The organism is Peterkaempfera bronchialis, assembly GCF_003258605.2.
Classification (GTDB): Bacteria; Actinomycetota; Actinomycetes; order Streptomycetales; family Streptomycetaceae; genus Peterkaempfera; species Peterkaempfera bronchialis.
In genome coordinates, this window is sequence record NZ_CP031264.1 from 4,185,048 (window position 1) to 4,206,754 (window position 21,707).

Annotated in this window: 18 protein-coding genes, 1 tRNA gene and 1 pseudogene; 16 read left to right on the forward strand and 4 right to left on the reverse strand. The window is 72.4% G+C overall.

Annotated elements, in window-relative coordinates; all coding sequences use genetic code 11:
• Positions 1–19: 19 nt before the first annotated feature.
• From rsmI to mycP, 10 genes are all read left to right on the forward strand, one after another.
• On the forward strand, positions 20–916 hold the full coding sequence (rsmI, locus tag C7M71_RS18660) for a 16S rRNA (cytidine(1402)-2'-O)-methyltransferase (protein WP_111492077.1): 897 nt from the start codon (positions 20–22) through the stop codon (positions 914–916).
• A 334-nt stretch (positions 917–1,250) separates the two neighbouring features.
• A complete protein-coding gene (locus C7M71_RS18665; protein WP_111492076.1) occupies positions 1,251–1,739 on the forward strand; it encodes a hypothetical protein in 489 nt (162 codons plus the stop codon).
• Between the two features lie 122 nt (positions 1,740–1,861).
• Complete coding sequence (metG, locus tag C7M71_RS18670; RefSeq protein ID WP_111492075.1) at positions 1,862–3,469, forward strand: methionine--tRNA ligase; 1,608 nt, start codon at positions 1,862–1,864, stop codon at positions 3,467–3,469.
• A gap of 59 nt (positions 3,470–3,528) precedes the next feature.
• Positions 3,529–4,395, forward strand: a complete 867-nt coding sequence (locus C7M71_RS18675; protein ID WP_111492074.1) for a TatD family hydrolase — start codon at positions 3,529–3,531, stop codon at positions 4,393–4,395.
• 161 nt (positions 4,396–4,556) lie between these two features.
• A complete protein-coding gene (gene rsmA / locus C7M71_RS18680; protein WP_229759154.1) occupies positions 4,557–5,399 on the forward strand; it encodes a 16S rRNA (adenine(1518)-N(6)/adenine(1519)-N(6))-dimethyltransferase RsmA in 843 nt (280 codons plus the stop codon).
• 27 nt (positions 5,400–5,426) lie between these two features.
• Positions 5,427–6,371 (forward strand): 4-(cytidine 5'-diphospho)-2-C-methyl-D-erythritol kinase, encoded by a 945-nt coding sequence (locus C7M71_RS18685; protein WP_111492072.1) that lies wholly within the window; start codon positions 5,427–5,429, stop codon positions 6,369–6,371.
• A gap of 166 nt (positions 6,372–6,537) precedes the next feature.
• Entirely contained in the window at positions 6,538–8,334 is a 1,797-nt protein-coding gene (locus C7M71_RS18690) for an ABC-F family ATP-binding cassette domain-containing protein (protein ID WP_111492071.1), read from the forward strand.
• A gap of 202 nt (positions 8,335–8,536) precedes the next feature.
• A complete protein-coding gene (locus C7M71_RS18695; protein WP_111492070.1) occupies positions 8,537–9,007 on the forward strand; it encodes a hypothetical protein in 471 nt (156 codons plus the stop codon).
• A 116-nt stretch (positions 9,008–9,123) separates the two neighbouring features.
• Complete coding sequence (locus tag C7M71_RS31075; RefSeq protein ID WP_175607705.1) at positions 9,124–10,752, forward strand: WXG100 family type VII secretion target; 1,629 nt, start codon at positions 9,124–9,126, stop codon at positions 10,750–10,752.
• 86 nt (positions 10,753–10,838) lie between these two features.
• Entirely contained in the window at positions 10,839–12,284 is a 1,446-nt protein-coding gene (gene mycP / locus C7M71_RS18705; RefSeq protein WP_111492069.1) for a type VII secretion-associated serine protease mycosin, read from the forward strand.
• Between the two features lie 7 nt (positions 12,285–12,291).
• Here the strand turns inward: mycP and C7M71_RS18710 are convergent, their stop codons facing one another.
• Both C7M71_RS18710 and C7M71_RS18715 read right to left on the reverse strand, forming a co-directional pair.
• The gene (locus C7M71_RS18710; protein WP_175607706.1) at positions 12,292–13,311 is read right to left on the reverse strand and encodes an MASE1 domain-containing protein; all 1,020 of its coding nucleotides are present in this window, start codon (positions 13,309–13,311) and stop codon (positions 12,292–12,294) included.
• 157 nt (positions 13,312–13,468) lie between these two features.
• On the reverse strand, positions 13,469–14,299 hold the full coding sequence (locus C7M71_RS18715; protein ID WP_111492068.1) for a PP2C family protein-serine/threonine phosphatase: 831 nt from the start codon (positions 14,297–14,299) through the stop codon (positions 13,469–13,471).
• Positions 14,300–14,450: 151 nt separating this feature from the next.
• Between C7M71_RS18715 and C7M71_RS18720 the strand changes: the two genes are divergently transcribed.
• Positions 14,451–14,523 (forward strand) — tRNA-Thr (locus C7M71_RS18720).
• A gap of 66 nt (positions 14,524–14,589) precedes the next feature.
• Here C7M71_RS18720 and C7M71_RS18725 read toward each other — a convergent pair.
• Positions 14,590–15,333 (reverse strand): nucleoside/nucleotide kinase family protein, encoded by a 744-nt coding sequence (locus C7M71_RS18725; RefSeq protein ID WP_265737666.1) that lies wholly within the window; start codon positions 15,331–15,333, stop codon positions 14,590–14,592.
• 112 nt (positions 15,334–15,445) lie between these two features.
• On the opposite strand from C7M71_RS18725, the gene galT reads away from it, so the two are divergent.
• The 5 genes and pseudogenes from galT (at position 15,446) to C7M71_RS18750 (ending at position 21,206) form a co-directional block, all read left to right on the forward strand.
• Positions 15,446–16,621 (forward strand): galactose-1-phosphate uridylyltransferase, encoded by a 1,176-nt coding sequence (gene galT / locus C7M71_RS18730; RefSeq protein ID WP_111495138.1) that lies wholly within the window; start codon positions 15,446–15,448, stop codon positions 16,619–16,621.
• On the forward strand, positions 16,618–17,595 hold the full coding sequence (galE, locus tag C7M71_RS18735) for a UDP-glucose 4-epimerase GalE (protein ID WP_111495140.1): 978 nt from the start codon (positions 16,618–16,620) through the stop codon (positions 17,593–17,595). The genes galT and galE overlap by 4 nt, the downstream gene beginning before the upstream one ends.
• 5 nt (positions 17,596–17,600) lie before the next feature.
• Positions 17,601–18,776 carry a galactokinase gene (galK, locus tag C7M71_RS18740; protein WP_407675990.1) on the forward strand — a complete coding sequence of 392 codons (1,176 nt, stop codon included), beginning with the start codon at positions 17,601–17,603 and terminating at the stop codon, positions 18,774–18,776.
• A 695-nt stretch (positions 18,777–19,471) separates the two neighbouring features.
• Positions 19,472–19,654 (forward strand): annotated as a pseudogene (locus C7M71_RS18745) (LuxR C-terminal-related transcriptional regulator); the annotation flags it as partial.
• A 40-nt stretch (positions 19,655–19,694) separates the two neighbouring features.
• Positions 19,695–21,206: a polysaccharide biosynthesis protein gene (locus C7M71_RS18750; RefSeq protein ID WP_111490437.1), complete on the forward strand. Its 1,512-nt coding sequence runs from the start codon at positions 19,695–19,697 to the stop codon at positions 21,204–21,206.
• 2 nt (positions 21,207–21,208) lie between these two features.
• Here the strand turns inward: C7M71_RS18750 and C7M71_RS18755 are convergent, their stop codons facing one another.
• Positions 21,209–21,706, reverse strand: coding sequence for a MarR family winged helix-turn-helix transcriptional regulator (locus tag C7M71_RS18755; protein ID WP_111490436.1), 498 nt, complete (start codon positions 21,704–21,706; stop codon positions 21,209–21,211).
• Between the last annotated feature and the right edge of the window lies 1 nt (position 21,707).

Sequence of the window (21,707 nt, forward strand, 5' to 3'; positions counted from 1 at the left end):
GGGCTGCGAGGATGGGGCGGTGACCGGAGTACTCGTACTGGCAGGAACCCCCATCGGCGACGTCGAGGACGCGCCGCCCCGACTCGCGCGTGAGCTGGCGGCGGCCGATGTGGTCGCGGCGGAGGACACCCGCCGGCTGCGCCGCCTCACCCAGGCGCTCGGTGTGACCACCACCGGGCGGGTCGTCTCCTATTTCGAGGGCAATGAGGTGGCCCGCACCGGCGAGCTGGTGGAGGCGCTGACCGGCGGCGCCCGGGTGCTGCTGGTCACCGACGCGGGCATGCCGTCGGTCTCCGACCCCGGCTACCGGCTGGTGGCCGCCGCGGTCGAGGCGGGGGTGCGGGTCACCGCCGTACCCGGGCCGTCCGCCGTGCTGACCGCGCTGGCGATGTCGGGGCTGCCGGTGGACCGGTTCTGCTTCGAGGGCTTTCTGCCGCGCAAGGCCGGAGAGCGGGCCGGGCGGCTGCGGGAGGTCGCCGCCGAGCCGCGCACCCTGGTCTTCTTCGAGGCGCCGCACCGGCTGGCCGAGACGCTGGCGGCGATGGCCGAGGCATTCGGCGCGGACCGGCCGGGCGCGGTCTGCCGGGAGCTGACCAAGACCTATGAGGAGGTCAAGCGGGGACCGCTGGGCGAACTCGCCGCCTGGGCGGCGGACGGGGTACGCGGCGAGATCACCGTGGTGGTGGCGGGTGCGCCGCCCACCGAGCCGGAGCAGCTTGACCCGGCCGAGCTGGCCCGCCGGGTCGCGGCCCGGGAGGCCGCCGGGGAACGCCGCAAGGAGGCCATCGCGGCGGTGGCGGCCGACGCCGGGCTGCCCAAGCGGGAGGTGTTCGACGCCGTGGTGGCCGCCAAGCACGCCGCCCCGGGGAAGACACCGGATCCGAAGGACACCGGATCTGAGGGACACCGGATCTGAGGGACACCGGATCTGAGGCTCCCGGGCGTGTCCGCCGCGCCACGGCGCGGCGTACCGTGGTCAGAAGGGCGTCCGCGTGCGCGGGCGGCAACGGCGCTCAGCTCCAGCGTGCGGCGCGAACCGGACCGGAGCGGGGTGCCCCGGTGGCGTGCGCAAGGTAAAGCGCAGACCAGCCAGGCCAAGGATGGACGCGGGCCGGAGAGCGGTCCGTACAGGAATCCCCAACAGCGGGCCAAGACTCGGCAACCCGGGAATCCGGAGGCCCGCCCCGGGAATTCCCTGAAGAGGAAAGACCCGTACCGGGCGAACGTCCGGAGGGCACCGGGAGACCGTCATGAGCGAGACCATCGGTAACCCTGTGAGCAGGCCGGGTGCGGACCCGGCGTCGGCAGCCACCACCGTCACCGCCGCCACCGGGGGCCCGGTCGAGACCGCCCACGAGGCCTACTCCTTCGCCTGCCTCAGCTGCGGATACGGCTGGGAGCAGGAGTACGAGATCGAGCACCACACCGACCGGGAGGGGCACATCACCTGCCGCTACCGGGCCAACGGGGTGCGGGTGCCGTCTCCGCTGCTCCAGCCCAACTGCCCCGGCTGCGGCGGCCACACCATACGCATCATGCGGGCCGGACGGGTGGCGGCCGTGGGCCGCTCCTGGAGCAGGAGCCCCAGTGCCGCAGGGCCGCACCCGGGCGAGCCCGAGCACCACGGCGACGGGGCCCACCTGGACGGCGGCGCGGAGCGACGGCGCCCCCGCCGACGGCTGCACCTCCCCTTCCACCTGCACCTGCGCCGCCGCCACGGCTCCAGGCCGGCGGCCTGACGGACCCGGCCCGCACGGGCCCGGCGCCCTCTCCACCGCCCCCGGTGGGGAGGGCGCCGTACGGCGCGGGCCGCCCGCCCGAGGGTGCGAGGGGTGCACCCGGCGACGGATAGGATTCCGCTATGGCGGCCACTGGAACCAACAGCAACGGGGCGTCGGCGTACTACGTCACCACGCCGATCTACTACGTCAACGATCGCCCCCACCTGGGCCACGCCTACACGACCGTCGCAGGCGACGTGCTCACCCGCTGGCACCGCCAGCGCGGCGAGAAGGTGTGGTACCTCACCGGCACGGACGAGCACGGTCAGAAGATCATGCGCACCGCAGAGGCCAACGGCGTCACCCCGCAGGAGTGGTGCGACCGGCTCGTCGAGGAGGCGTGGAAGCCCCTCTGGGACCACCTGGGCATCGCCAACGACGACTTCATCCGCACCACCCAGCAGCGGCACACCCAGCGGGTGCAGGAGTTCGTCCAGGACCTGTACGACAAGGGCGAGATCTACCAGGGCGGCTACGAGGGCCCTTACTGCGTCGGCTGCGAGGAGTACAAGACCCCCGGCGAGCTGCTGGACGGCGAGGACGGCGCCAAGCTGTGCCCCATCCACAAGCGCCCGGTGGAGATGCTGAAGGAGGAGAACTACTTCTTCAAGCTCGGCGCGTACGGCCCCAAGCTGCTGGAGTTCTACGAGGCCAACCCCGGCTTCATCCAGCCCGAGTCGGCCCGCAACGAGGTGCTCCAGTTCGTCCGGCAGGGCCTCCAGGACCTCTCCATCTCCCGCTCCACCTTCGACTGGGGCATCCCGATCCCCTGGGACCCCAAGCACGTCATCTACGTCTGGGTGGACGCGCTGCTCAACTACGCCACCGCCGTCGGCTACGGCGCGGACCCGGCGAAGTTCGACGCCACCTTCCCCGCCGATGTGCACCTGGTCGGCAAGGACATCCTCCGCTTCCACGCGGTGATCTGGCCCGCCATGCTGATGGCGCAGGGCCTGCCGCTGCCCAAGCGGGTCGTCGCCAACGGCTGGCTGATGGTCGGCGGCGAGAAGATGAGCAAGTCCAACCTCACCGGCATCGCCCCGCAGGACCTCACCTCGCACTTCGGCGTAGACGCCTACCGCTGGTACTTCCTGCGCGCCATCCAGTTCGGCCAGGACGGCTCCTTCTCCTGGGAGGACTTCACCGCCCGCTACACCTCCGAGCTGGCCAATGACTTCGGCAACCTGGCCTCCCGGGTCGCCGCCATGATCGGCAAGTACTTCGACGGCAAGCTGCCCGCCGCTCCCGCGGCCGGCGCCGCCGAGCAGGCCGTCGCCGCCGGGCTCGCCAAGGCCGTCGCCGAGGCCGACGACCGGATCGGCGAGCAGATCGACTTCGCCGGCGGCATCGCCGCGGTCTTCGAGTTCGTCCGGCAGGTCAACGGCTACCTCACCGAGCAGCAGCCGTGGAAGGTCGCCAAGGACACCACGGACGAGGGCCAGGCCCGGCTCGCCACCATCCTCTACACCGCCGCCGAGTCGCTGCGCGCCGTCGCCGTGCTGCTCAACCCGGTGATGCCCACCACCGCGGCCAAGCTCTGGGACTCCCTCGGCGCCGAAGCCGCCCTGGGCGCCCTCGCCGACCAGCGCATCGGCGAGACCGCCGACTGGGGCCGGCTGCCCGCCGGCGTCACCGTCACCAAGGGCGACATCCTCTTCCCCCGCCTGGAAGAGAAGAAGGACGCCTGACGGCGCGGCGGGGGCGGCCCGACCCGCCCCCGCCGCGCCCCTCCCGGAGGACCCCACCCATGAGCAGCAAGTCCGCGCCGCCCCCGCTGCCCGAGCCGCTGGCCGTCGCCGTCGCCGACTCCCACACCCACCTGGACATGCAGCAGGGCACCCCGGAGGAGGGCCTGGCCAAGGCCGCCGCCGTCGGCGTCACCACCGTGGTCCAGGTCGGCTGCGACATTCCCGGCTCCCGCTGGGCCGCCGAACTCGCCGCCGCCCATGAGTCGGTCTGGGCCGCCGTCGCCCTGCACCCCAACGAGGCACCCCGGATCGTCCTCGGCGACCCCGACGACTGGAGCGGGCAGCGCCGCGCCCCCGGCGGCGCCAACGCCCTGGACGAGGCGCTGGCCGAGATCGACGCGCTGGCCGGGCAGGAGCGGGTACGGGCCGTCGGCGAGACCGGCCTCGACTACTTCCGTACCGGGCCGGAGGGCGTGGAGATCCAGCAGGAGTCCTTCCGCCGCCATATCGCCATCGCCAAGCGGCACTCCAAGGCCCTGGTCATCCATGACCGCGAGGCCCATGAGGACGTGCTGCGCATCCTGGAGGAGGAGGGCGCCCCCGAGCGGACCGTCTTCCACTGCTACTCCGGCGACGCCGAGATGGCCAAGACCTGCGCCGAGCGCGGCTACTACCTGTCCTTCGCCGGCAATGTCACCTTCAAGTCCGCCCAGCCGCTGCGGGACGCCCTCGCCGCCGCCCCGCTGGAGCTGCTGCTGGTCGAGACCGACGCCCCGTTCCTCACCCCCGCCCCGTACCGGGGCCGACCCAACGCCCCCTATCTGATCCCGGTCACCCTGCGTGCCATGGCCGGGGTCAAGGGCGTCACCGAGGACGAGCTCGCCGCGGCCGTCGCCGCCAACACCGCCCGGGCCTTCGACTACTGAGCGGGGCGTACGGCGCGGGCGGGGCGTACGGTGCGGGCGGGGCGCAGCCCGGAGGTCCGTACCCTAGGGGAGTGAGCACCAGTCCCAGCCAGACCCCCGGCAGCAGCCAGACCCCCGACGGCCCCGACGGCCCCGACGCCCCGGACAGTTCCGACAGCCATCTGCTCGGCCCCTCCGACGTCCGGGAGCTGGCCAAGGCCCTCGGCGTCCGGCCGACCAAGCAGCGCGGGCAGAACTTCGTCATCGACGCCAACACGGTCCGCCGCATCGTGCGCGCCGCCGAGGTCCGGCCGGAGGACGTGGTGCTGGAGGTCGGCCCCGGGCTGGGCTCCCTCACCCTGGCCCTGCTGGAGGCCGCCGACCGGGTCACCGCCGTGGAGATCGACCCGGTGCTGGCCGAGCACCTGCCCACCACCGTCGCCGCCCGGATGCCCGACCGGGCCGACCGGTTCACCCTGGTGCACGCCGACGCCATGGACGTCACCGAACTCCCCGGCCCGCCGCCCACCGCCCTGGTCGCCAACCTCCCCTACAACGTCGCCGTACCGGTCCTGCTGCACATGCTGGCGGCCTTCCCCAGCATCGACCGCAGCCTGGTCATGGTGCAGTCCGAGGTCGCCGACCGGCTCGCCGCCCGCCCCGGCAACAAGGTCTACGGCGTGCCCTCGGTCAAGGCCAACTGGTACGCCGAGGTGAAGCGGTCCGGCGCCATCGGCCGCAATGTCTTCTGGCCCGCCCCCAATGTCGACTCCGGCCTGGTCTCCCTGGTGCGGCGGGAGCCGCCGAAGACCACCGCCACCCGCGCGCAGGTCTTCGCCGTGGTCGACGCCGCCTTCGCCCAGCGCCGCAAGACGCTGCGCGCCGCCCTGGCCGGCTGGGCCGGCTCCCCCGCCGCCGCCGAGCAGGCGCTCGCCGCCGCCGGGGTGGACCACCGGCTGCGCGGCGAAGCCCTCACCGTCGAGCAGTTCGCCGCCATCGCCGAGCACCGGCCGACCCCGGCCTGACCCGCGCCCACAGCGCCCACAGGAGCCATGACCGTGCCCACCCCCCCGCAGTCCGTCACCGTGCGCGTGCCCGCCAAGGTCAATGTCCAGCTCGGGGTCGGCGGCCGACGCGCCGACGGCTTCCACGACCTGGCCAATGTCTTCTTCGCGGTCGCCCTCGGCGACGAGGTCACCGCCACCCCGGCCGACACCCTGCGGATCACCGTCTCCGGCCCCGACGCCGACCAGGTCCCGCTGGACGGCAGCAACCTGGCCGCCCGCGCCGCCCGGCTGCTCGCCCGCCGCCACGGCCGCCGACCCGACGTCCACCTGCACATCGCCAAGGAGATCCCGGTGGCCGGCGGCATGGCCGGCGGCAGCGCCGACGGCGCCGCCGCCCTGGTCGCCTGCGATGCGCTCTGGGGCACCGCCACCCCGTTCGGCACCCTGCTGGAACTGGCCGCCGAACTCGGCTCCGATGTGCCCTTCGCCCTGCTCGGCGGCGTCGCCCTGGGCCGGGGCCGGGGCGAGATCCTGGAACCCCTGCCGGCCGGCGGCACCTTCCACTGGGTCTTCGCCGTCGCCGACGGCGGCCTCTCCACCCCCGCCGTCTTCCGCGAGTGCGACCGGCTGCGCGACGAGGCCGGTACCGGCTCCGACACCGCCGCCGTCCCCGACCCCCAGCCCGACCCCGCCCTGCTGGACGCCCTCGCCGCCGGCGACCCGGTCGCCCTCGCAGCCGCCCTCGGCAACGACCTCCAGCCCGCCGCCCTCTCGCTGCGCCCCGCCCTCGCCGACACCCTCCGGGCCGGTGCCGACGGCGGCGCCCTCGGCACCCTGGTCTCCGGGTCCGGACCCACCTGCGCCTTCCTCACCAAGGACGCCGAGTCCGCCGCCACCGTCGCCGCCGCCCTCACCGCCTCCGGGACCTGCCGTTCCGTCCGGGTCACCCATGGCCCCGTCCCCGGCGCGACCGTCACCGGGCGGCGGTGAGCCGGGCGGCCGTGAGCCGGTAGGCACCGGAGGGCGCCCGAGGTGGCCCGGCCGTCCCGGCGACCCCACTACCCTGGTGCATCGGAAGAGCCCCAGCCAGCCCGAGTAGTCCCAGCAGTCCCGGCAGTCCCAGCAGTCCCCAGCCCACCCCAGGAGCGCAGCGCACGTGGCCGTCAACCTCGCCACTCTCGAAACCGTCGGCAAGGTCTACGGCACCCGTGCCCTCCTCGACGGCATCACCCTCGGCGTCAGCGAGGGCGACCGGATCGGCGTCGTCGGCCGCAACGGCGACGGCAAGACCACCCTGATCCGCATCCTCGCCAAGCTGGAGGACCCCGACGCGGGCCGCGTCGTCCACTCCGGCGGGCTGCGCCTCGGCGTCCTCACCCAGCACGACTCCCTCGACCCCGCCGCCACCGTCCGGCACGAGGTCGTCGGCGACCGCGCCGACCACGAGTGGGCCGGTGACGCCCGCATCCGCGACATCCTCACCGGCCTCTTCGGCGGCCTCGACCTGCCCGGCTTCCCCCAGGGCCTGGACACCGTCATCGGCCCGCTCTCCGGCGGCGAGCGGCGGCGCATCGCGCTCGCCAAGCTCCTGCTGGACGAGCAGGACCTGATCGTCCTGGACGAGCCCACCAACCACCTCGACGTCGAAGGCATCGCCTGGCTGGCCGACCACCTGCGGGCCCGCCGCTCCGCCCTGGTCTGCGTCACCCACGACCGCTGGTTCCTGGACCAGGTCTGCACCCGTATGTGGGACGTGCAGGGCGGTGCCGTCCACGAGTACGAGGGCGGCTACTCCGACTATGTCTTCGCCCGCGCCGAGCGGTCCCGGATCGCCGCCACCGAGGAGGTCAAGCGGCAGAACCTGGTCCGCAAGGAGCTGGCCTGGCTGCGCCGGGGCGCCCCAGCCCGCACCTCCAAGCCCCGGTTCCGCGTCGAGGCCGCCAATGAGCTGATCGCCGACGTGCCGCCGCCGCGCGACCGCAGCGAGCTGATGAAGTTCGCCAACTCCCGGCTCGGCAAGACCGTCTTCGAGCTGAAGGACGTCACCGTCCAGGCCGGTACCAAGACCCTCCTCGCCCACCTCACCTGGCAGCTCGGCCCCGGCGACCGGGTCGGCCTGCTGGGCGTCAACGGCTCCGGCAAGACCTCCCTGATGCGGGCGCTGGCCGAGGCCGCCGCCACCCAGGGCGAGAAGCAGCCCACCGGCGGCACCGTGAAGGTCGGCCGGACCGTCAAGCTCGCCTACCTCTCCCAGGAGGTCGCCGAACTCGACCCGGCCTGGCGCGTCCTGGAGGCCGTCGAGCGGGTCCGCCAGCGCGTCGACCTCGGCAAGGGCCGCGAACTCTCCGCCGGCCAGCTCTGCGAGCAGTTCGGCTTCGGCAAGGACAAGCAGTGGACGCCGGTCGGCGACCTCTCCGGTGGCGAGCGCCGCCGCCTCCAACTGCTGCGCCTGCTGATGGACGAGCCCAATGTGCTCTTCCTCGACGAGCCCACCAACGACCTGGACATCGAGACCCTCACCCAGCTGGAGGACCTCCTCGACGGCTGGCCCGGCTCCATGATCGTGGTCAGCCACGACCGCTACTTCATCGAGCGGACCACCGACACCCAGTACGCCCTGCTCGGCGACCGCACCCTGCGGATGCTCCCCGGCGGCGTCGACGAGTACCTTCAGCGCCGCGCCCGCATCGCCGAAGCAGCCTCCGCCGCCGCTGCCTCCGCCGCCCCGGCGGCCAAGCCCGTGGGCGACACCCGCGCGGCCAAGAAGGAGCTCCAGAAGATCGAGCGCCAACTCGCCAAGCTGGAGGAGCAGGAGGCCAAGCTGCACGCCCAGATGGCCGAGCACGCCACCGACTTCACCCGTATCGCCGAACTCGACACCCGCCTCCGCGCGGTCAAGGACGAGCGCGACGAGCTGGAGATGCGCTGGCTGGACCTGGCCGAGGACGTCTGACGGGGTAGCCCCAGTCGACGTATCCGTACCGGAACGACCCTTGCGCAGCCGGGGGCCTGACGGGAGGTCGGTCAGGCTGAGTAGGCTTGACCCAGGCGGACGCCGTCCCATGACGCCGACCGCCACAGGACGACCCATACCGAGACGACGGGCGATACGCACGGTGCTGTAGGGGTGTCGTGCACGGGGGAGGTGGACTGCGATGCAGATGATGATGGCCGACGGCGGTGGCTACCGTGCGCTGGCCGCATCCGTGGGCAGCAAGGCGTTCTCCACCGAGGTGGAGCATCTGCAGACCTTCAAGGACCGGGTGGACCAGATGCTGGCCGATCTCGACGACTCGGCCGCGAGTCCGAAGCGGATCGCCGACCAGCAGCTGACGGCGGGCCACCTGGGCTCCGACTTCGGCGAGGCGAGCGACCTCATGACGGCGTACACCACGGTGCACACCAACCTTGAGCAGCTGTCGAAGACGCTCGCGGACCAGATCGAGGCGATGAGCATCACCGTCGACGCCTCGCGCCGGGGTTACCAGAACGTGGACGAGGACCAGCTGCGCATGCTGTGGAAGATCCGCGACCGGACGGACGCCTCGTACAAGGCGAAGGGCCTCCCGGACACGCCTTCCACGGCGCCGTCGCCCGCGGCGACCACGACGGAGAACGGCTTCTGAGGGACGGGCTCGGCTGACCAGCGGGCAGCCGGCCCGGCAGCAACGGGGAAGGTGGGAACGAGGTGTTGGACGGCGGGGGAACGAACCCCTACAGCGCCAGGTCGAACTTCGAGGGGATGGACCACACCAGGCTCCACGGCATGGTGCAGAGCGCCGATCCGGTGACCGTGCTCGCGGTCTCGGACAAGCTCAAGGCCGCGAGCTCCACCATGAAGGAGATCGCGGATCAGCTCACCCATCACATGAACAACCTCGCCTGGGACGGCGACGCGGCCGACGCGTTCAAGGACTGGGGCCGGAAGGTCGCCAGCGCGACCGACGACCTGTCCCAGTACACCAAGACGGCCGGCGAGTTCATGCACAGTGCGGGCAGCACGCTGACCGAGGTGCGGTCGTCCATGCCGCCGGTGCCGGAGGACGACATCGCGCTGGTCCGGAAGTACCAGGCGCAGCCCAAGATCCTGCCCGGTGCCCTCTCCACCCCCGGCATCGTGGTCGGTGCCGAGGTGAGCCGGGTGCCCGGAGTGACCAACCCCAACTGGGTCACCGCCTCCGAGGCCCAGGCGGCGCAGACCCGGATCGACGACGCCCACCAGCAGGCCATCCGGCAGATGGAGAAGCTGGGCCAGTCGTACGAGATGTCCACGGACATCATGAGCACCGCCTCCACCCCGACCTTCCCGCCGACCCCGACCACGGTCATGCCGCCTCGGCCGGAGCCGTATGACGCGTCCGTCAATGTGCCGGTGGGCCCCTCGGGGAGCGGTGGCTCCACGGGCTCCGGCAGCGGCGGTGGAGGTCGCGTCCAGGGGACGACCCCCACCGTCCGCAGCGGCTCGACCGGCGGTGGCGGTGGCGGCCAGGTGGGCGGCACCGTCTCGGCTCCCCACTCGCCCGTGGTGGGAGGCGGCTCGGCCGCTCCCCTCGCGAGTACCGGAATCGACGGCGTCACCCTCGCGCCCAGGTCGCCCGACGTCACCAGCGGACCGCCTCCCGGCACGGGTGGCCAGGGGGGCGGTACGGTCACCGCCCCGCCGACCGGGCTCCCCGGTACGGGCGGGGCCCTCCCCGGAGGCGGCAGCACCCGTCCCGGGACGGGTTCGCTCAGGAACCCCGGTGGCGGTCGTGCGGTCGTGCCGGGCAGCACAGGAGGCTCCGGCAGAGGTGGAGGCGTCGGGGGCGGCGGCGGGGGCCGGGGAGGCTTCGGCGGCTCGGTCATCGGTGAGCGAGAGGGCGGCATCGCCGGTGGCACTGCCGGACGCCGTGGCGGCTACGGCGGCTCGGCGATCGGCGCCGGGGCGGCGGAGACACCCGGCGGGACGGCGGGTCGGGGCAGCGGCCTCGGCGGCAGCCGTGGTGGTTTCCCGGGCGGCGGTCGCGAGGTGGAGGGCGGCGCCATGGGTGGCGGAGCCGGCGCGGGCGGTGGCCTCGGGGGCGGTGCGGGCCGGGCGTCCGGGGCATCCTCGGGCCGCAGGCTCGCCATGGAAGAGGGCGGGATGGTCGGCGGACGCCGTGGCCCCGGCAACGGCGGCGAGTTCACCCCGGGTGGTTCCGGACTTCGTGCCCGGGCCGGGGGCGAAGCAGCGGCCGGCGACCGTGCCGGCCAGGGCATGCAGCCCGGTGGCGGTGCCGGCGCGGCAAGGAATTCCAAGGGCCGTCGCGGGCAGCGCCCCGACTACCTGCTGGAGGACGAGGAAACGTGGACCTCAGGAACGCCGGACAGTAATCCGACTGTGATTGAGTAAGGACCCGTGTCGGCTGCCCGATCCTGCGGGACCGGGCAGCCATGTCCGTCCGGGCCAGCATTCGGGCAAGACGCCGAGGAGAGTTGATGCTGCTATCGAGCAGGGGATCACGCAGGTGGGTCGCCGAGGTCTTGACTGTCGGCTCGCTGCTGCTCGGTAGCGGCTTGGCCGTTGTGCCTGCGAGCGCGGCCGATTCCATCCGGTCGAATCAGTGGTACCTCGACGCCATGCAGGCTCCGAACATGTGGAAGTCGTCCACGGGTAAAGGCGTGACCGTCGCAGTGATCGACACCGGCGTGAACGCGAACCACCCCGACCTGGTAGGGCAAGTGGAGGACGGAAAGAACTTCTCCGACCTCTCCGGTGGTTCCACCGTCGACGCGAAAGGCCATGGCACTGGCATCGCTGCGATGATCGCCGGGACCGGCAAGGGGCTCGGCGGAAAGGGCGGATATGGCCTCGCGCCCGAGGCCAAGATCCTTTCGGTGCGCGTCGGAGCCGTATCCGATAACGAGGCGGAACATGCGCCAGAATTCCTTGGACAGTTGAGCAAGGCGATTCGGTACGCTGCCGACAGTGACGCCAGGATTCTCAATATGTCGGTGGGATCCGGCGAGTCCGACGCAGAGCTTCAAAAAGCGGTCGACTATGCGATGTCAAAGGGAAAGCTCCTTGTCGCGGCGGTGGGCAACAATGGCGACAGCGGCAACCCGGTGATCTACCCCGCAGCCCTGCCGGGGGTCGTCGGCGTCTCGGCCGTCGATCAGAAAACGCAGGTCACAGGGGAATCCGAGCACGGCCCTCAGGTCGCGCTGGCGGCGCCGGGCACCGATATGTTCCATGCCTGCACAGGCCCCTCGGGCTACTGCAAGTCCCATGGCACCAGCGATGCGACCGCGCTGGTCTCCGCTTCGGCGGCGCTGGTGTGGGCCAAGCATCCCGAGTGGACGGCGAACCAGGTCCTCCGGGTGCTGATCAATACGGCCAGCAAGCCCGCTGACGGTGCGGAGCGGTCGGACTATCTCGGGTATGGCGTGGTGCGGCCTCGGGTGGCGTTGAGTGAGCCGGGTGACCCTGGGCCGGCGGATGTGAACCCGCTGCTGGCTGCGGGTGGTTCGGCGGCGCCGAGTGCGTCGGCGGGCGGGGGGCCGTCGGGGGCGGTGTCGCAGGCGCCCGGGTCCGGGGCCGGGTCCGAGGGTGGCGGGGGTTCTGCTGCGCCGGTGCCGGTGCCCGCCGCGAAGGCCGATGACGGTGGCGGGAGCGGGAGCGGGGTCGGGCTCTGGATCGGTGTGGGTGCCGGCGTGCTCGTGGTGGTGGCGGTCGTGGTGATCGTGCTGGTCCGCCGTGGCCGTGGCGGTGGCAACCAGCCGCCGAGCGGTGGCGGCCCGTACGGGGGCGGCAACCCCTATGCGCAGCCGTACCCGCCGCAGCAGTACCCGCCCCAGCAGTACCAGGTCCCGCCCAGCGGGTCCTTCGGTCCTCCGCCCGGCGGCCCGTACGGGGGCAGTGGGGGCACGCCGCCGCGGCAGTAGCGGCGGTTCAGACGGCCCGGTCCTCGTCGGCCTGCTCGCAGTCCTCCTGGGGCGGCGGCCAGCGAGGGGTGGGCTCGCGCGGTTCCAGGGTGGCCACCACCTCGGAGAGCTGGGCGCAGACCCGCTTGATCTCCTCGTGGGTCCGGTTCCGTTCGGAGATGACCGCTGCGAGCAGCAGCGCGGTCAGTGATGCGCAGACGTTGAACGCCTGGAGGGTGACCATGTTGGTGAAGAGGTCATGGCCGGCGAACGGGCCCGAGTTCCGTGCGGACGCCAGGGTCACCAGGGCCGACATGATCAGGGCGCAGGGTGCCGCCCCGGCCCGTTGGAAGCGGAACGCGGCCCAGATCAGCAGCGGGAAGAAGAGGAAGAGCCGGGTGGCGGCGCCGGTCGCCACATCGGCGACGAGGAGCGTCCCCGCCAGCAGTGCCGCCGCCTCGGCCCAGCGGGACAGCGGGACGCCTCTCGGCCAGTGGGCTCGGCGCAGGACGAGCAGGACCGGGGCGACCACGAGTACGCCCATCGCGTCGCCCGCCCAGTACGCCGACCAGGACTGCCAGAAGCCGCCGGACGGCAGCCCACCGGCGAGTTCCAGTGCGCCGGTGCCCAGGGTCGCGCTGACCAGCATCCCCACCAGGGCGCCGAGGAAGACCAGCGCGAGCGCGTCCTGGAACCGGTCCAGCTCATCGCGGAACCCCACGCGGCGGAGCAGCAGATAGGCGCAGAGCGGGGCGAGGGTGTTCCCTGCGGTGATCACCAGGACTGCGGGAGACGAGGCAATCGGCTCGATCGAGATCTCGATCAGGTAGGCGCCGAGAGTGATGCCGGGCCAGGTCCGCAGGCCGAGGACCAGCAGGGCGGCCAGCGCGATACCGGTGGGCGGCCACAGCGGTGTGATCTGGCCCTTCACCACGTCCAGGAGAAGCCCCAGCTTGCCGGCACCGTAGTAGGCGGCGGCGACGGCGAGGATCTGGAGGCCCGCCACGCCGTAGCGCCGGAGCCGCTCGTTGTGCACCACAGCAGTCATCAGGGGGCCTCTCGTGTCCCGCAAGCCTCAACATGCCGGGAGCATCGTCACGGAAGGTAAGTAAGCGACATATAGGTCTTATCCGTTCGTTCGCGGCATGGCAGCGTCCCGGGCGGCGATTCGCGGGATTCGGCTGCCACGGGGCGTCGAGCCCGGGTCACGCCGGGTAGGGAACCCCGTCGTAGCGGGCGACCAGGACGGCGGCGTCGTCGCTGTGGCCGGTCAGGTCGGCCACCCTCATCACCGCTGCCGCCAGGTCGTCGGGGTCGGCGTCGAAGCCGGTCCGGACCAGTTGGGCCACCCGGGCCAGGCCCTCCTCGATCGGGAAGGACGGCCCTTCCACCACCCCGTCGGTGACCAGGACGAAGGCCCCAGCCTCGGTCAGCCGTCGCCGGATGGTCGGATAGCGCTCGCCGGGCATGATGCCGAGCGGCAGGCCGCCGGAGTCGAGGGCGATGCCGCAGCGGCCCGCGGCGGTGGCCCAGACCACCGGGACATGGCCGGCCCGGGAGGCGGCCAGAGCGCCGGTGAGCGGGTCGAAGCAGAGGAAGCAGCAGGTCGCGAAGAGGCCGCAGTCCATCGAGATGAGCAGGTCATTGGCGCAGCTCAGGACCTCCCCCGGGTCGTTGGTGGCATTGGCGACCGCCCGCAGGCTGGTGCGGACCTGCCCCATGAAGGCCACCGCCTCCACGTCATGGCCCTGCACGTCGCCGATGGCGAGCCCGACCGATCGGTCCGGCATGGGGAACGCGTCGTACCAGTCGCCGCCGATGTCCAGCCCGTCCCGCGAGGGTGTGTACCGGGCCGCGATCCGCAGGCCGGAGACGGTCGGCAGCTCGCGCGGGAGCATATGGCGCTGGAGCGCCACGGCCAGCTCCGCCCGGACCTGTTGAAGCTTGATCCGGTCGCGGGCCTGGTCGACGAGGTGCTCAAGGGTGGCCAGGAGTTCCCCGGTGCTGTCGGACGTGGTGGCGCGGTGTCGGCTCATGGCCGCTCCGAGGCGTTCCGGAATATCTCTTATGGCAGTTTAGTCCTGTTGGCCGCCATCCGGAGGTGTCCGCAGGTTCTGGACGGGCGGCTGGGGTCTCTCGCGTCGATTTCGTGTTCGCGCCGATGACCATGTAATGTCTTCCTCGCTCGCCCCAATAGCTCAGTCGGCAGAGCGTCTCCATGGTAAGGAGAAGGTCTACGGTTCGATTCCGTATTGGGGCTCCGCAGGGTCGAAGGCCCCCGCCATCACGGCGGGGGCCTTCGTCGTGTTCGGGTGTGTTCGGTCGTTCAGCCGAGTGGTGGGGCCAGGACGACGCGGTCGCAGTGGGGGCGGGAGGCTTTGACGGCCTCGCCGTTGGGGCGGTCGTTGCCGGTGATGCGGGCGGTGGTCTGCTCGGGGGAGGAGCCGTTGCCGAGGTGGCGGCTGTGGAGGCGGCGTTCGCGCAGGTCGTCCGGGGCGTGGACGTACCAGAGGGCGTGCAGCCGGGCGCGGGCTTCGCGCCAGCCGGGGGCGTCCAGGGCGAGGTAGTTGCCCTCGGTGACCACCAGACGGCAGTGGGGGTGGACGGTGTGCCGGGCGGCGACGGGTTCGTGCAGGGTGCGGTCGTAGTCGGGGACGTAAATGTCGTGCGGCGGGGCGGCGGCGATCCGGGCGAGCAGGGCGGCGTAGCCGTGGGCGTCGAAGCTCGGGGGTGAGCCCTTGCGGTCGGTGAGGGCGAGCCGGCGCAACTGGGCGTTGGAGAGGTGGAAGCCGTCCAGCGGGACATAGGCGGCGGTGCCGGGGCCGAGGCGGTCGTCGGCGGCCTGGACCAGGGCGCGGGCGAGGACGGACTTGCCGGCTCCGGGCGGCCCGGCGAGGCCCAGGAGGGTGCGGGGGGTGCCGGAGGTGCGGGGGCCGGGGAGGCGGAGGGCGGTGGTGAGCAGGTCTTCGAGGGTGTCGGGGGTGGTGGGGATGTCGGGGGTGTCAGGGGTGTCAGGGGTGGCGGGGGCGTCAGGGGTGGTGGGGTTGGTGGGGTGGGGCTGTTGCTGCATGGGGACAGCATGGCCCGACCCGGGGCGCAGTGCTGGGTGGCCGGATGTTGACTGCTGGTGTGTTGTGTTCGAAAATGTTGGAGGTGGTACCGGTCCGGGAGAGGTGGAGGCTGTGAGGAAGACGACGACCAAGCTGGCCGACGGGCGCGAGTTGATCTACTACGACGCCGATGACACCGCGGTACGGGACGCGGTGGACCCCCGGCCGCTGGAGCCGACCGCCAGCCTCTCGGAGATCCGCTACGACCCGGTGCTGGACGAGTGGGTCGCCATCGCCGCCCACCGGCAGGGCCGCATCTACCACCCGCCGGCCGACGAGTGCCCGCTCTGTCCCTCCCGGGACGGCCGGCAGAGCGAGATCCCGGCCGCCGACTACCAGGTGGTCGTCTTCGAGAACCGCTTTCCGTCGCTGGCCTTCGACGCGGCGGCGCACTATCCCGGCTATGGGGGGACGGGGGACGGCGCGCGGGCGGGGGTCGGGCGGGCGGGGGTCGGGCGGTGTGAGGTGGTGTGCTTTACGCAGGAGCACGACCACTCCTTCGCCGACCTCAGCCCGGAGCAGGCCCGGCTGGTGCTGGACACCTGGACCGACCGCACGGCGGAGCTGTCCGCGATGGCGGGCGTGGAGCAGGTCTTCTGCTTCGAGAACCGGGGCGCCGAGATCGGGGTGACGCTCGGTCATCCGCACGGCCAGATCTACGGGTACCCGTTCACCACGCCGCGCACCGAGCGGATGCTCGCCTCCGCGGCGGCGCACCGGAGGCGCACCGGCCGCAACCTCTTCGAGGACCTGCTGGCGAGGGAGTCGGCCCTGCATGAGGAGGCGGTGCGGAGCGGCGACCGCAGCAGGGACCGCGTGGTGATCGCGGCGGAGCACTGGACGGCCTTTGTGCCCTACGCGGCGCACTGGCCCTACGAGGTGCACCTGTACCCCCGTAGGAGGGTCTCCGACCTCACCGCGTTGACCGAGGCAGAGCGGGCCGAGTTCCCGGGCGTCTACCTGGAGTTGCTGCGGCGCTTCGACCGGCTCTTCGTCGAGGACGGGCAGACGGTGCAGGCCACGCCCACGCCGTACATCGCGGCCTGGCACCAGGCGCCGGTCCGGCAGGGCGCGGCCGGGGGTTCCCCGGCGGCGACCGAGCTGGCGCTGCACCTGGAGCTGTTCACGGTCCGGCGTACGGTGGGCAGGCTCAAGTTCCTGGCGGGCAGCGAGTCCGGCATGGACGTGTTCATCAACGATGTGTCGCCGGAACGGGCGGCGCAGCGCCTGCGGGAGGTCGCACCATGAGCCAGCCGACGCGGAAGTATCTGGTCACCGGCGGGGCTGGCTATGTCGGCAGCGTCGTCGCGGCCCATCTGCTGGAGGCCGGGCACGGGGTGACGGTGCTGGACGACCTGTCGACCGGGTTCACGGAGGGCGTGCCGGCCGGGGCCGAGTTCGTACGCGGGCGGGTGCAGGACGCCGGGGACGTACTGGACGGCTCCTATGACGCGGTGCTGCACTTCGCCGCCTTCTCGCAGGTGGGCGAGTCGGTCGCCGACCCGGAGAAGTACTGGCGCAACAACGTCGCCGGGTCGCTGGAGCTGATCGCCGCGATGCGCAAGGCCGGGGTGCGCAGGCTGGTCTTCTCCAGCACCGCCGCCACCTACGGCGAGCCGGAGCGGGTGCCGATCGAGGAGACGGCGCCCACCGCCCCCACCAACCCGTACGGCGCGACCAAGCTCGCCGTGGACCACATGATCGCCGGGGAGTGCGCGGCGCACGGCCTGGCCGCCGTCTCGCTGCGGTACTTCAATGTGGCGGGCGCCTACGGGCCCTACGGCGAGCGGCACCAACCGGAGTCGCATCTGATCCCGCTGGTCCTCCAGGTGGCCCTGGGCAGGCGGCCGCACATCTCGGTGTACGGCGACGACTACCCGACGCCGGACGGTACCTGCGTCCGCGACTACATCCATGTGGCCGACCTGGCCGAGGCCCATCTGCTGGCGCTGGACGCCGCCAGGCCTGGCGAGCACCTGGTGTGCAACCTGGGGAACGGCAGCGGGTTCTCGGTACGGGAGGTCGTGGCGGCGGTCCGCCGGGTCACCGGCCGGGACATCCCCGCCGTGGCGGCGGAACGCCGGCCCGGCGACCCGGCGGTGCTGGTCGCCTCCGCCGAGCGGGCCAGGGCGGTGTTGGGCTGGCGGCCCCGCCGCACCGAGTTGGACGGGATCGTCGCGGATGCCTGGAGGTTCGCATGCGCTCAGGAGGGGACGCTCTAGTGGATCTGGTGGATGCTGTGCGGGGCAAGCTGGAGGCCGAGGGATTCGCGGCCGTGTACGGCGCCGAACCGGAGGGCGTGTGGGCCGCGCCGGGCCGGGTCAACCTGATCGGCGAGCACACCGACTACAACGACGGCTTTGTGCTGCCTGTTGCTCTGCCGCAGGCGGCGCGGGCGGCGGTGCGGCGGCGGACGGACGGGGTGCTGCGGTTGCACAGCGCCCAGGGCGATGGACCTGTCGCGGTCGTCGAACTCGCCGTGGAGGCGTTGGCGCCCGGCGGCGTCGAGGGGTGGGCGAAGTATCCGGCGGGGGTGGTGTGGGCGCTGCGGGACGCCGGGCATGTGGTGGGCGGCGCCGATGTGCACATCGACAGCGACGTACCCACGGGGGCGGGGCTCTCCTCGTCGGCGGCGCTGGAGTGCGTGGTGGCGGCGGCCTACAACGACCTGTACGGGCTGGGGCTCTCGGCGGTGCAGCTGGCCCTGATCGCGCAGCGGGCCGAGAACGCCTTTGTGGGAGTGCCCTGCGGGATCATGGACCAGATGGCGTCCACCTGCTGTCTGGCGGGCGGTGCGCTCTTCCTGGACACCCGGGACCTGTCGCAGCGCCAGGTTCCGCTGGATCTGGGGGCGGCCGGGCTGCGGCTGCTGGTGCTGGACACCCGGGTCAAGCACGATCTGGCGGACGGGGCCTATGCGGAGCGGCGGGCGGGCTGCGAGCGGGCTGCGGGGCTGCTGGGGGTGCGGGCGCTGCGGGATGTGGCGTACGAGGGGCTGGGGGCGGCGCTGGAGCGGCTGCCTGAGGGGGAGTTGGAGTTGCGGGCTCTGGTGCGGCATGTGGTCACCGAGGACGCTCGGGTGGAGCAGGTGATCGGGCTGCTGGACGCCGGGGATCTGCGGGGGGTGGGGCCGGTGCTCACGGCTGGGCATGCCTCGCTGCGGGACGACTTCCGGGTGTCCTGTGCGGAGACCGATCTGGCGGTGGAGGCTGCGGTGGCGGCGGGTGCGCTGGGGGCTCGGATGACGGGGGGCGGCTTCGGGGGGTCCGTGGTGGCGCTGGTGGCTGAGGGGGACGTCGAGCGGGTTGCGGGGGTGGTGGCGGCGGCGTTCGGGGCTGCGGGGTACGGGGCGCCCAGGGCGTTCACGGCGGTGCCGTCGGAGGGGGCGCGGCGGGTGGGGTGAAGGGGCTTCGCTGGGGCGTGGTTCTTTGCGGGTCGTGGTGCTGCGTGGGTGGTTGGGGTTGTTGGGCTGGTGCGGGTGTCGGCCGGTCCGGGGTGGGGGGTCCCGGACGTCCGGTGCTCGCCGGTGTCCCCCTGCGCTCGTTCCTCGCTCCGGGGGAACCGTCGGCATCCTCCTGAGTGTCCGGGACCCCCCACCCCTACCCGTCCGCCACCCTCCGCCCGGTGGGGGGAAGGTCTGTCCGTGCGTGGCTGGGGTGGTGTTCCCCGTCTAGCTGTCTGCCCCTGCTCCTGGGCGGAGGGTCTGTGCGTGGGTGGGGTGTTCCCCGTCTCTGTGTCTGCCCTCTGCGGCCGGGGGGAGGGTTTGTCCGTGGGGGGCTGGGGTGATTCCCCCCGCTCTCTCTGTCTGTCCTCTGCGGCCGGAGGGGAGGTCTGTCCTTGGGGGGCTGGTGTGGGTGGGTTGGTGCCGGGATGTTTACAGAATCCCCACCGATGTCGGGGTCGTGCCCGTACGCTGATTCCCGGTGCCGGTGGGGGCCGGCGCTGGGGGGCGAGTCGGCTTTGTAGGGGATCTTCCGTCTGCCGAGCCCCCGGGGTAGGGGGTTTACCGTGGGGCGGATTCGTGTCCTGGTGGTCGATGGCCACCGCATCTTTGCCGAGGCGCCGGCTGCCGGGCCCGATGTGGATGTCGAGGGCGAGCAGGTGCTGCGCTGCTTGGTGGCGGGGCTGGGGAGGGACCGGTTGTACCTCTCGCCGCACACGGTGCGTACCCATATGCAGAACGTCCTGGGCAGACTCGGCGTGCACTCCACGCTGGCCGCGGTGGCGTCGGCGCGGCGGGCCGGTGTCGGGCCCGCCGAGGCCGTCCCGGTCGGCGGTTGACCGGGAACCCCTCCGTCAGGTCACGGAATCGGAGAGACATATGTCGCCATCCACCAGTCGGAAGAGCGTGGCCGGGGTCCTGCGGACCCTGGTGGTCGGGGCGGGCTCGGCGGGGTCCGCGCTGGTCCGGGATCTGGTCCGTACTCCCGAGTTCGGGCTTGACCCGGTCGGGGTGCTGGACGACGACCCGGGCAAGATCGGGACTGTGCTGCCGGCGGGTGAGCGTACGGTGCCGGTGCTGGGGGCGCTGGAGCGGCTCACCGACCTGGCTCTGGAGCACGGGGTGCAGGTGGTGGTGCTGGCCATCCCGGGGCTGCCGCACCAGACGGTGCGGGGGCTGGCGACCGCCGCTGCGGCGGCGGGGGCTTCGGTGCGGTATCTGCCGTCGTTCCTCGCGGCGCTGCGGCGGGAGGTGGTCGGCTCGGATATGCGCACCCTGGATGTGAACAAGCTGATCGGCCGTCATGAGGTGCATGTGGCCTCGTCCGATGCGCGGTCGGTGATCGCCGGGCGGCGGGTGCTGGTGACCGGGGCGGGTGGGTCGATCGGCAGCGAGCTCTGCCGGCAGGTGCATGCGTTCGGGCCGAGTGAGCTGTACATGCTGGACCATGACGAGTCCAATCTGCACCGGTTGCAGCTGGACATCTGGGGCGAGGCGCTGCTGACGGACGAGTCGCTGGTGATCGCGGACATCCGGGATCGCCCGCGTATCCAGCAGATCTTCCGGGATCTGCGGCCGGAGGTGGTGTTCCATGCGGCGGCGCACAAGCATCTGCCGCTGCTGGAGCGCCATCCGTCGGAGGCGGTGAAGTCCAATGTGCTGGGGACGGACCATCTGGTGGAGGCGGCGCTGGCGACGGGGGTCGAGCGGTTTGTGCTGATCTCCACGGACAAGGCGGCGGATCCCACGTCGGTGCTGGGGGCGAGCAAGCGGCTGGCGGAGCTGATCGTGCAGGCCAATGCGCGGGATGCCAGGAATCTGGGGACGGGGGTCTTCTCGGCGGTGCGGTTCGGCAATGTGCTGGGGTCGCGGGGGTCGCTGCTGTCGGTGCTGGCGGAGCAGATGCGCAGCGGGGGGCCGGTGACCATCACGCATCCGGATGTGACGCGGTTCTTCATGACCATCGAGGAGGCCGTGGGGCTGGTGCTGGAGGCGGGGCGGATGGCGCGGGGTGGTGAGGTGTTCGTGCTGGACATGGGGGAGCCGGTGCGGATCGTGGATCTGGTGCACAACTTCGCGCGGCAGGTCAGCCTGGATGTGGACGATGTGGAGATCCGCTTCACCGGGTTGCGGGCCGGCGAGAAGCTCAATGAGGCGCTCTTCTCGGAGGGGGAGGAGCGGCTGCCGACGGCCCATCCGCGCATCTATGCCACGCTCGTGGGGGAGGGTGCGGGTCCGGAGGATCTGGCGGGCGGGTTGACGGGGCTGTACAAGGCGGCGGACGTCAATGCGGACGAGGAGGTGCGGCGCAGGATGGCGGTGCTGCTGCCGGGCTACCGGACGCCGGAGCCGGCGCCGGCGCTGGCCGCGCCGTATCCGGACGGTTTCTGACGTCAGCCGGGGATGTTGTCGAAGGGGGCGACCAGCCGGCGCAGCAGCCCGGCGAGTTCATGGCGCTGGGTGTCGGTCAGCTCGGCCAGCAGGGCGCGTTCGTGGTCCAGCAGGCCCGCCAGCGCCTCGTCCGCGCGGTTGCGCCCGGCGTCGGTGAGCCGGACCAGCACGCCGCGCCGGTCGCCGGGGTCGGGGAGCCGCTGGACCAGGCCCTTGCCGGCCAGTCGGTCGATGCGGTTGGTCATGGTGCCCGAGGTGACCAGGGTCTGGGTGAGCAGTTGGCCCGGGGAGAGCTGGTAGGGCATGCCGGCGCGGCGGAGCGCGGTCAGGACGTCGAACTCCCAGGGCTCCAGTCCGTGCTCGGCAAAGGCGGTGCGGCGGGCCCGGTCGAGGTGGCGGGCCAGCCTGCTGACGCGGCTGAGCACCTCAAGTGGTTCCACGTCGAGGTCCGGGCGCTCTCGGCGCCATGCAGCAACCAGTCGGTCGACCTCGTCCTCCATG

What these genes read in the sequence shown, in the direction of transcription:
- metG (WP_111492075.1), top strand. Translation starts at nt 1,862, where the DNA reads ATGGCGGCCACTGGAACCAACAGCAACGGGGCGTCGGCGTACTACGTC.
- galE (WP_111495140.1), top strand. Translation starts at nt 16,618, where the DNA reads ATGAGCCAGCCGACGCGGAAGTATCTGGTCACCGGCGGGGCTGGCTAT.
- C7M71_RS18755 (WP_111490436.1), bottom strand. Translation starts at nt 21,706, where the DNA reads ATGGAGGACGAGGTCGACCGACTGGTTGCTGCATGGCGCCGAGAGCGC.
- C7M71_RS18725 (WP_265737666.1), bottom strand. Translation starts at nt 15,333, where the DNA reads ATGCAGCAACAGCCCCACCCCACCAACCCCACCACCCCTGACGCCCCC.
- C7M71_RS18715 (WP_111492068.1), bottom strand. Translation starts at nt 14,299, where the DNA reads ATGAGCCGACACCGCGCCACCACGTCCGACAGCACCGGGGAACTCCTG.
- mycP (WP_111492069.1), top strand. Translation starts at nt 10,839, where the DNA reads ATGCTGCTATCGAGCAGGGGATCACGCAGGTGGGTCGCCGAGGTCTTG.
- C7M71_RS18665 (WP_111492076.1), top strand. Translation starts at nt 1,251, where the DNA reads ATGAGCGAGACCATCGGTAACCCTGTGAGCAGGCCGGGTGCGGACCCG.
- C7M71_RS31075 (WP_175607705.1), top strand. Translation starts at nt 9,124, where the DNA reads ATGGACCACACCAGGCTCCACGGCATGGTGCAGAGCGCCGATCCGGTG.
- C7M71_RS18685 (WP_111492072.1), top strand. Translation starts at nt 5,427, where the DNA reads ATGACCGTGCCCACCCCCCCGCAGTCCGTCACCGTGCGCGTGCCCGCC.
- C7M71_RS18710 (WP_175607706.1), bottom strand. Translation starts at nt 13,311, where the DNA reads ATGACTGCTGTGGTGCACAACGAGCGGCTCCGGCGCTACGGCGTGGCG.
- C7M71_RS18675 (WP_111492074.1), top strand. Translation starts at nt 3,529, where the DNA reads ATGAGCAGCAAGTCCGCGCCGCCCCCGCTGCCCGAGCCGCTGGCCGTC.
- C7M71_RS18695 (WP_111492070.1), top strand. Translation starts at nt 8,537, where the DNA reads ATGCAGATGATGATGGCCGACGGCGGTGGCTACCGTGCGCTGGCCGCA.
- C7M71_RS18750 (WP_111490437.1), top strand. Translation starts at nt 19,695, where the DNA reads ATGTCGCCATCCACCAGTCGGAAGAGCGTGGCCGGGGTCCTGCGGACC.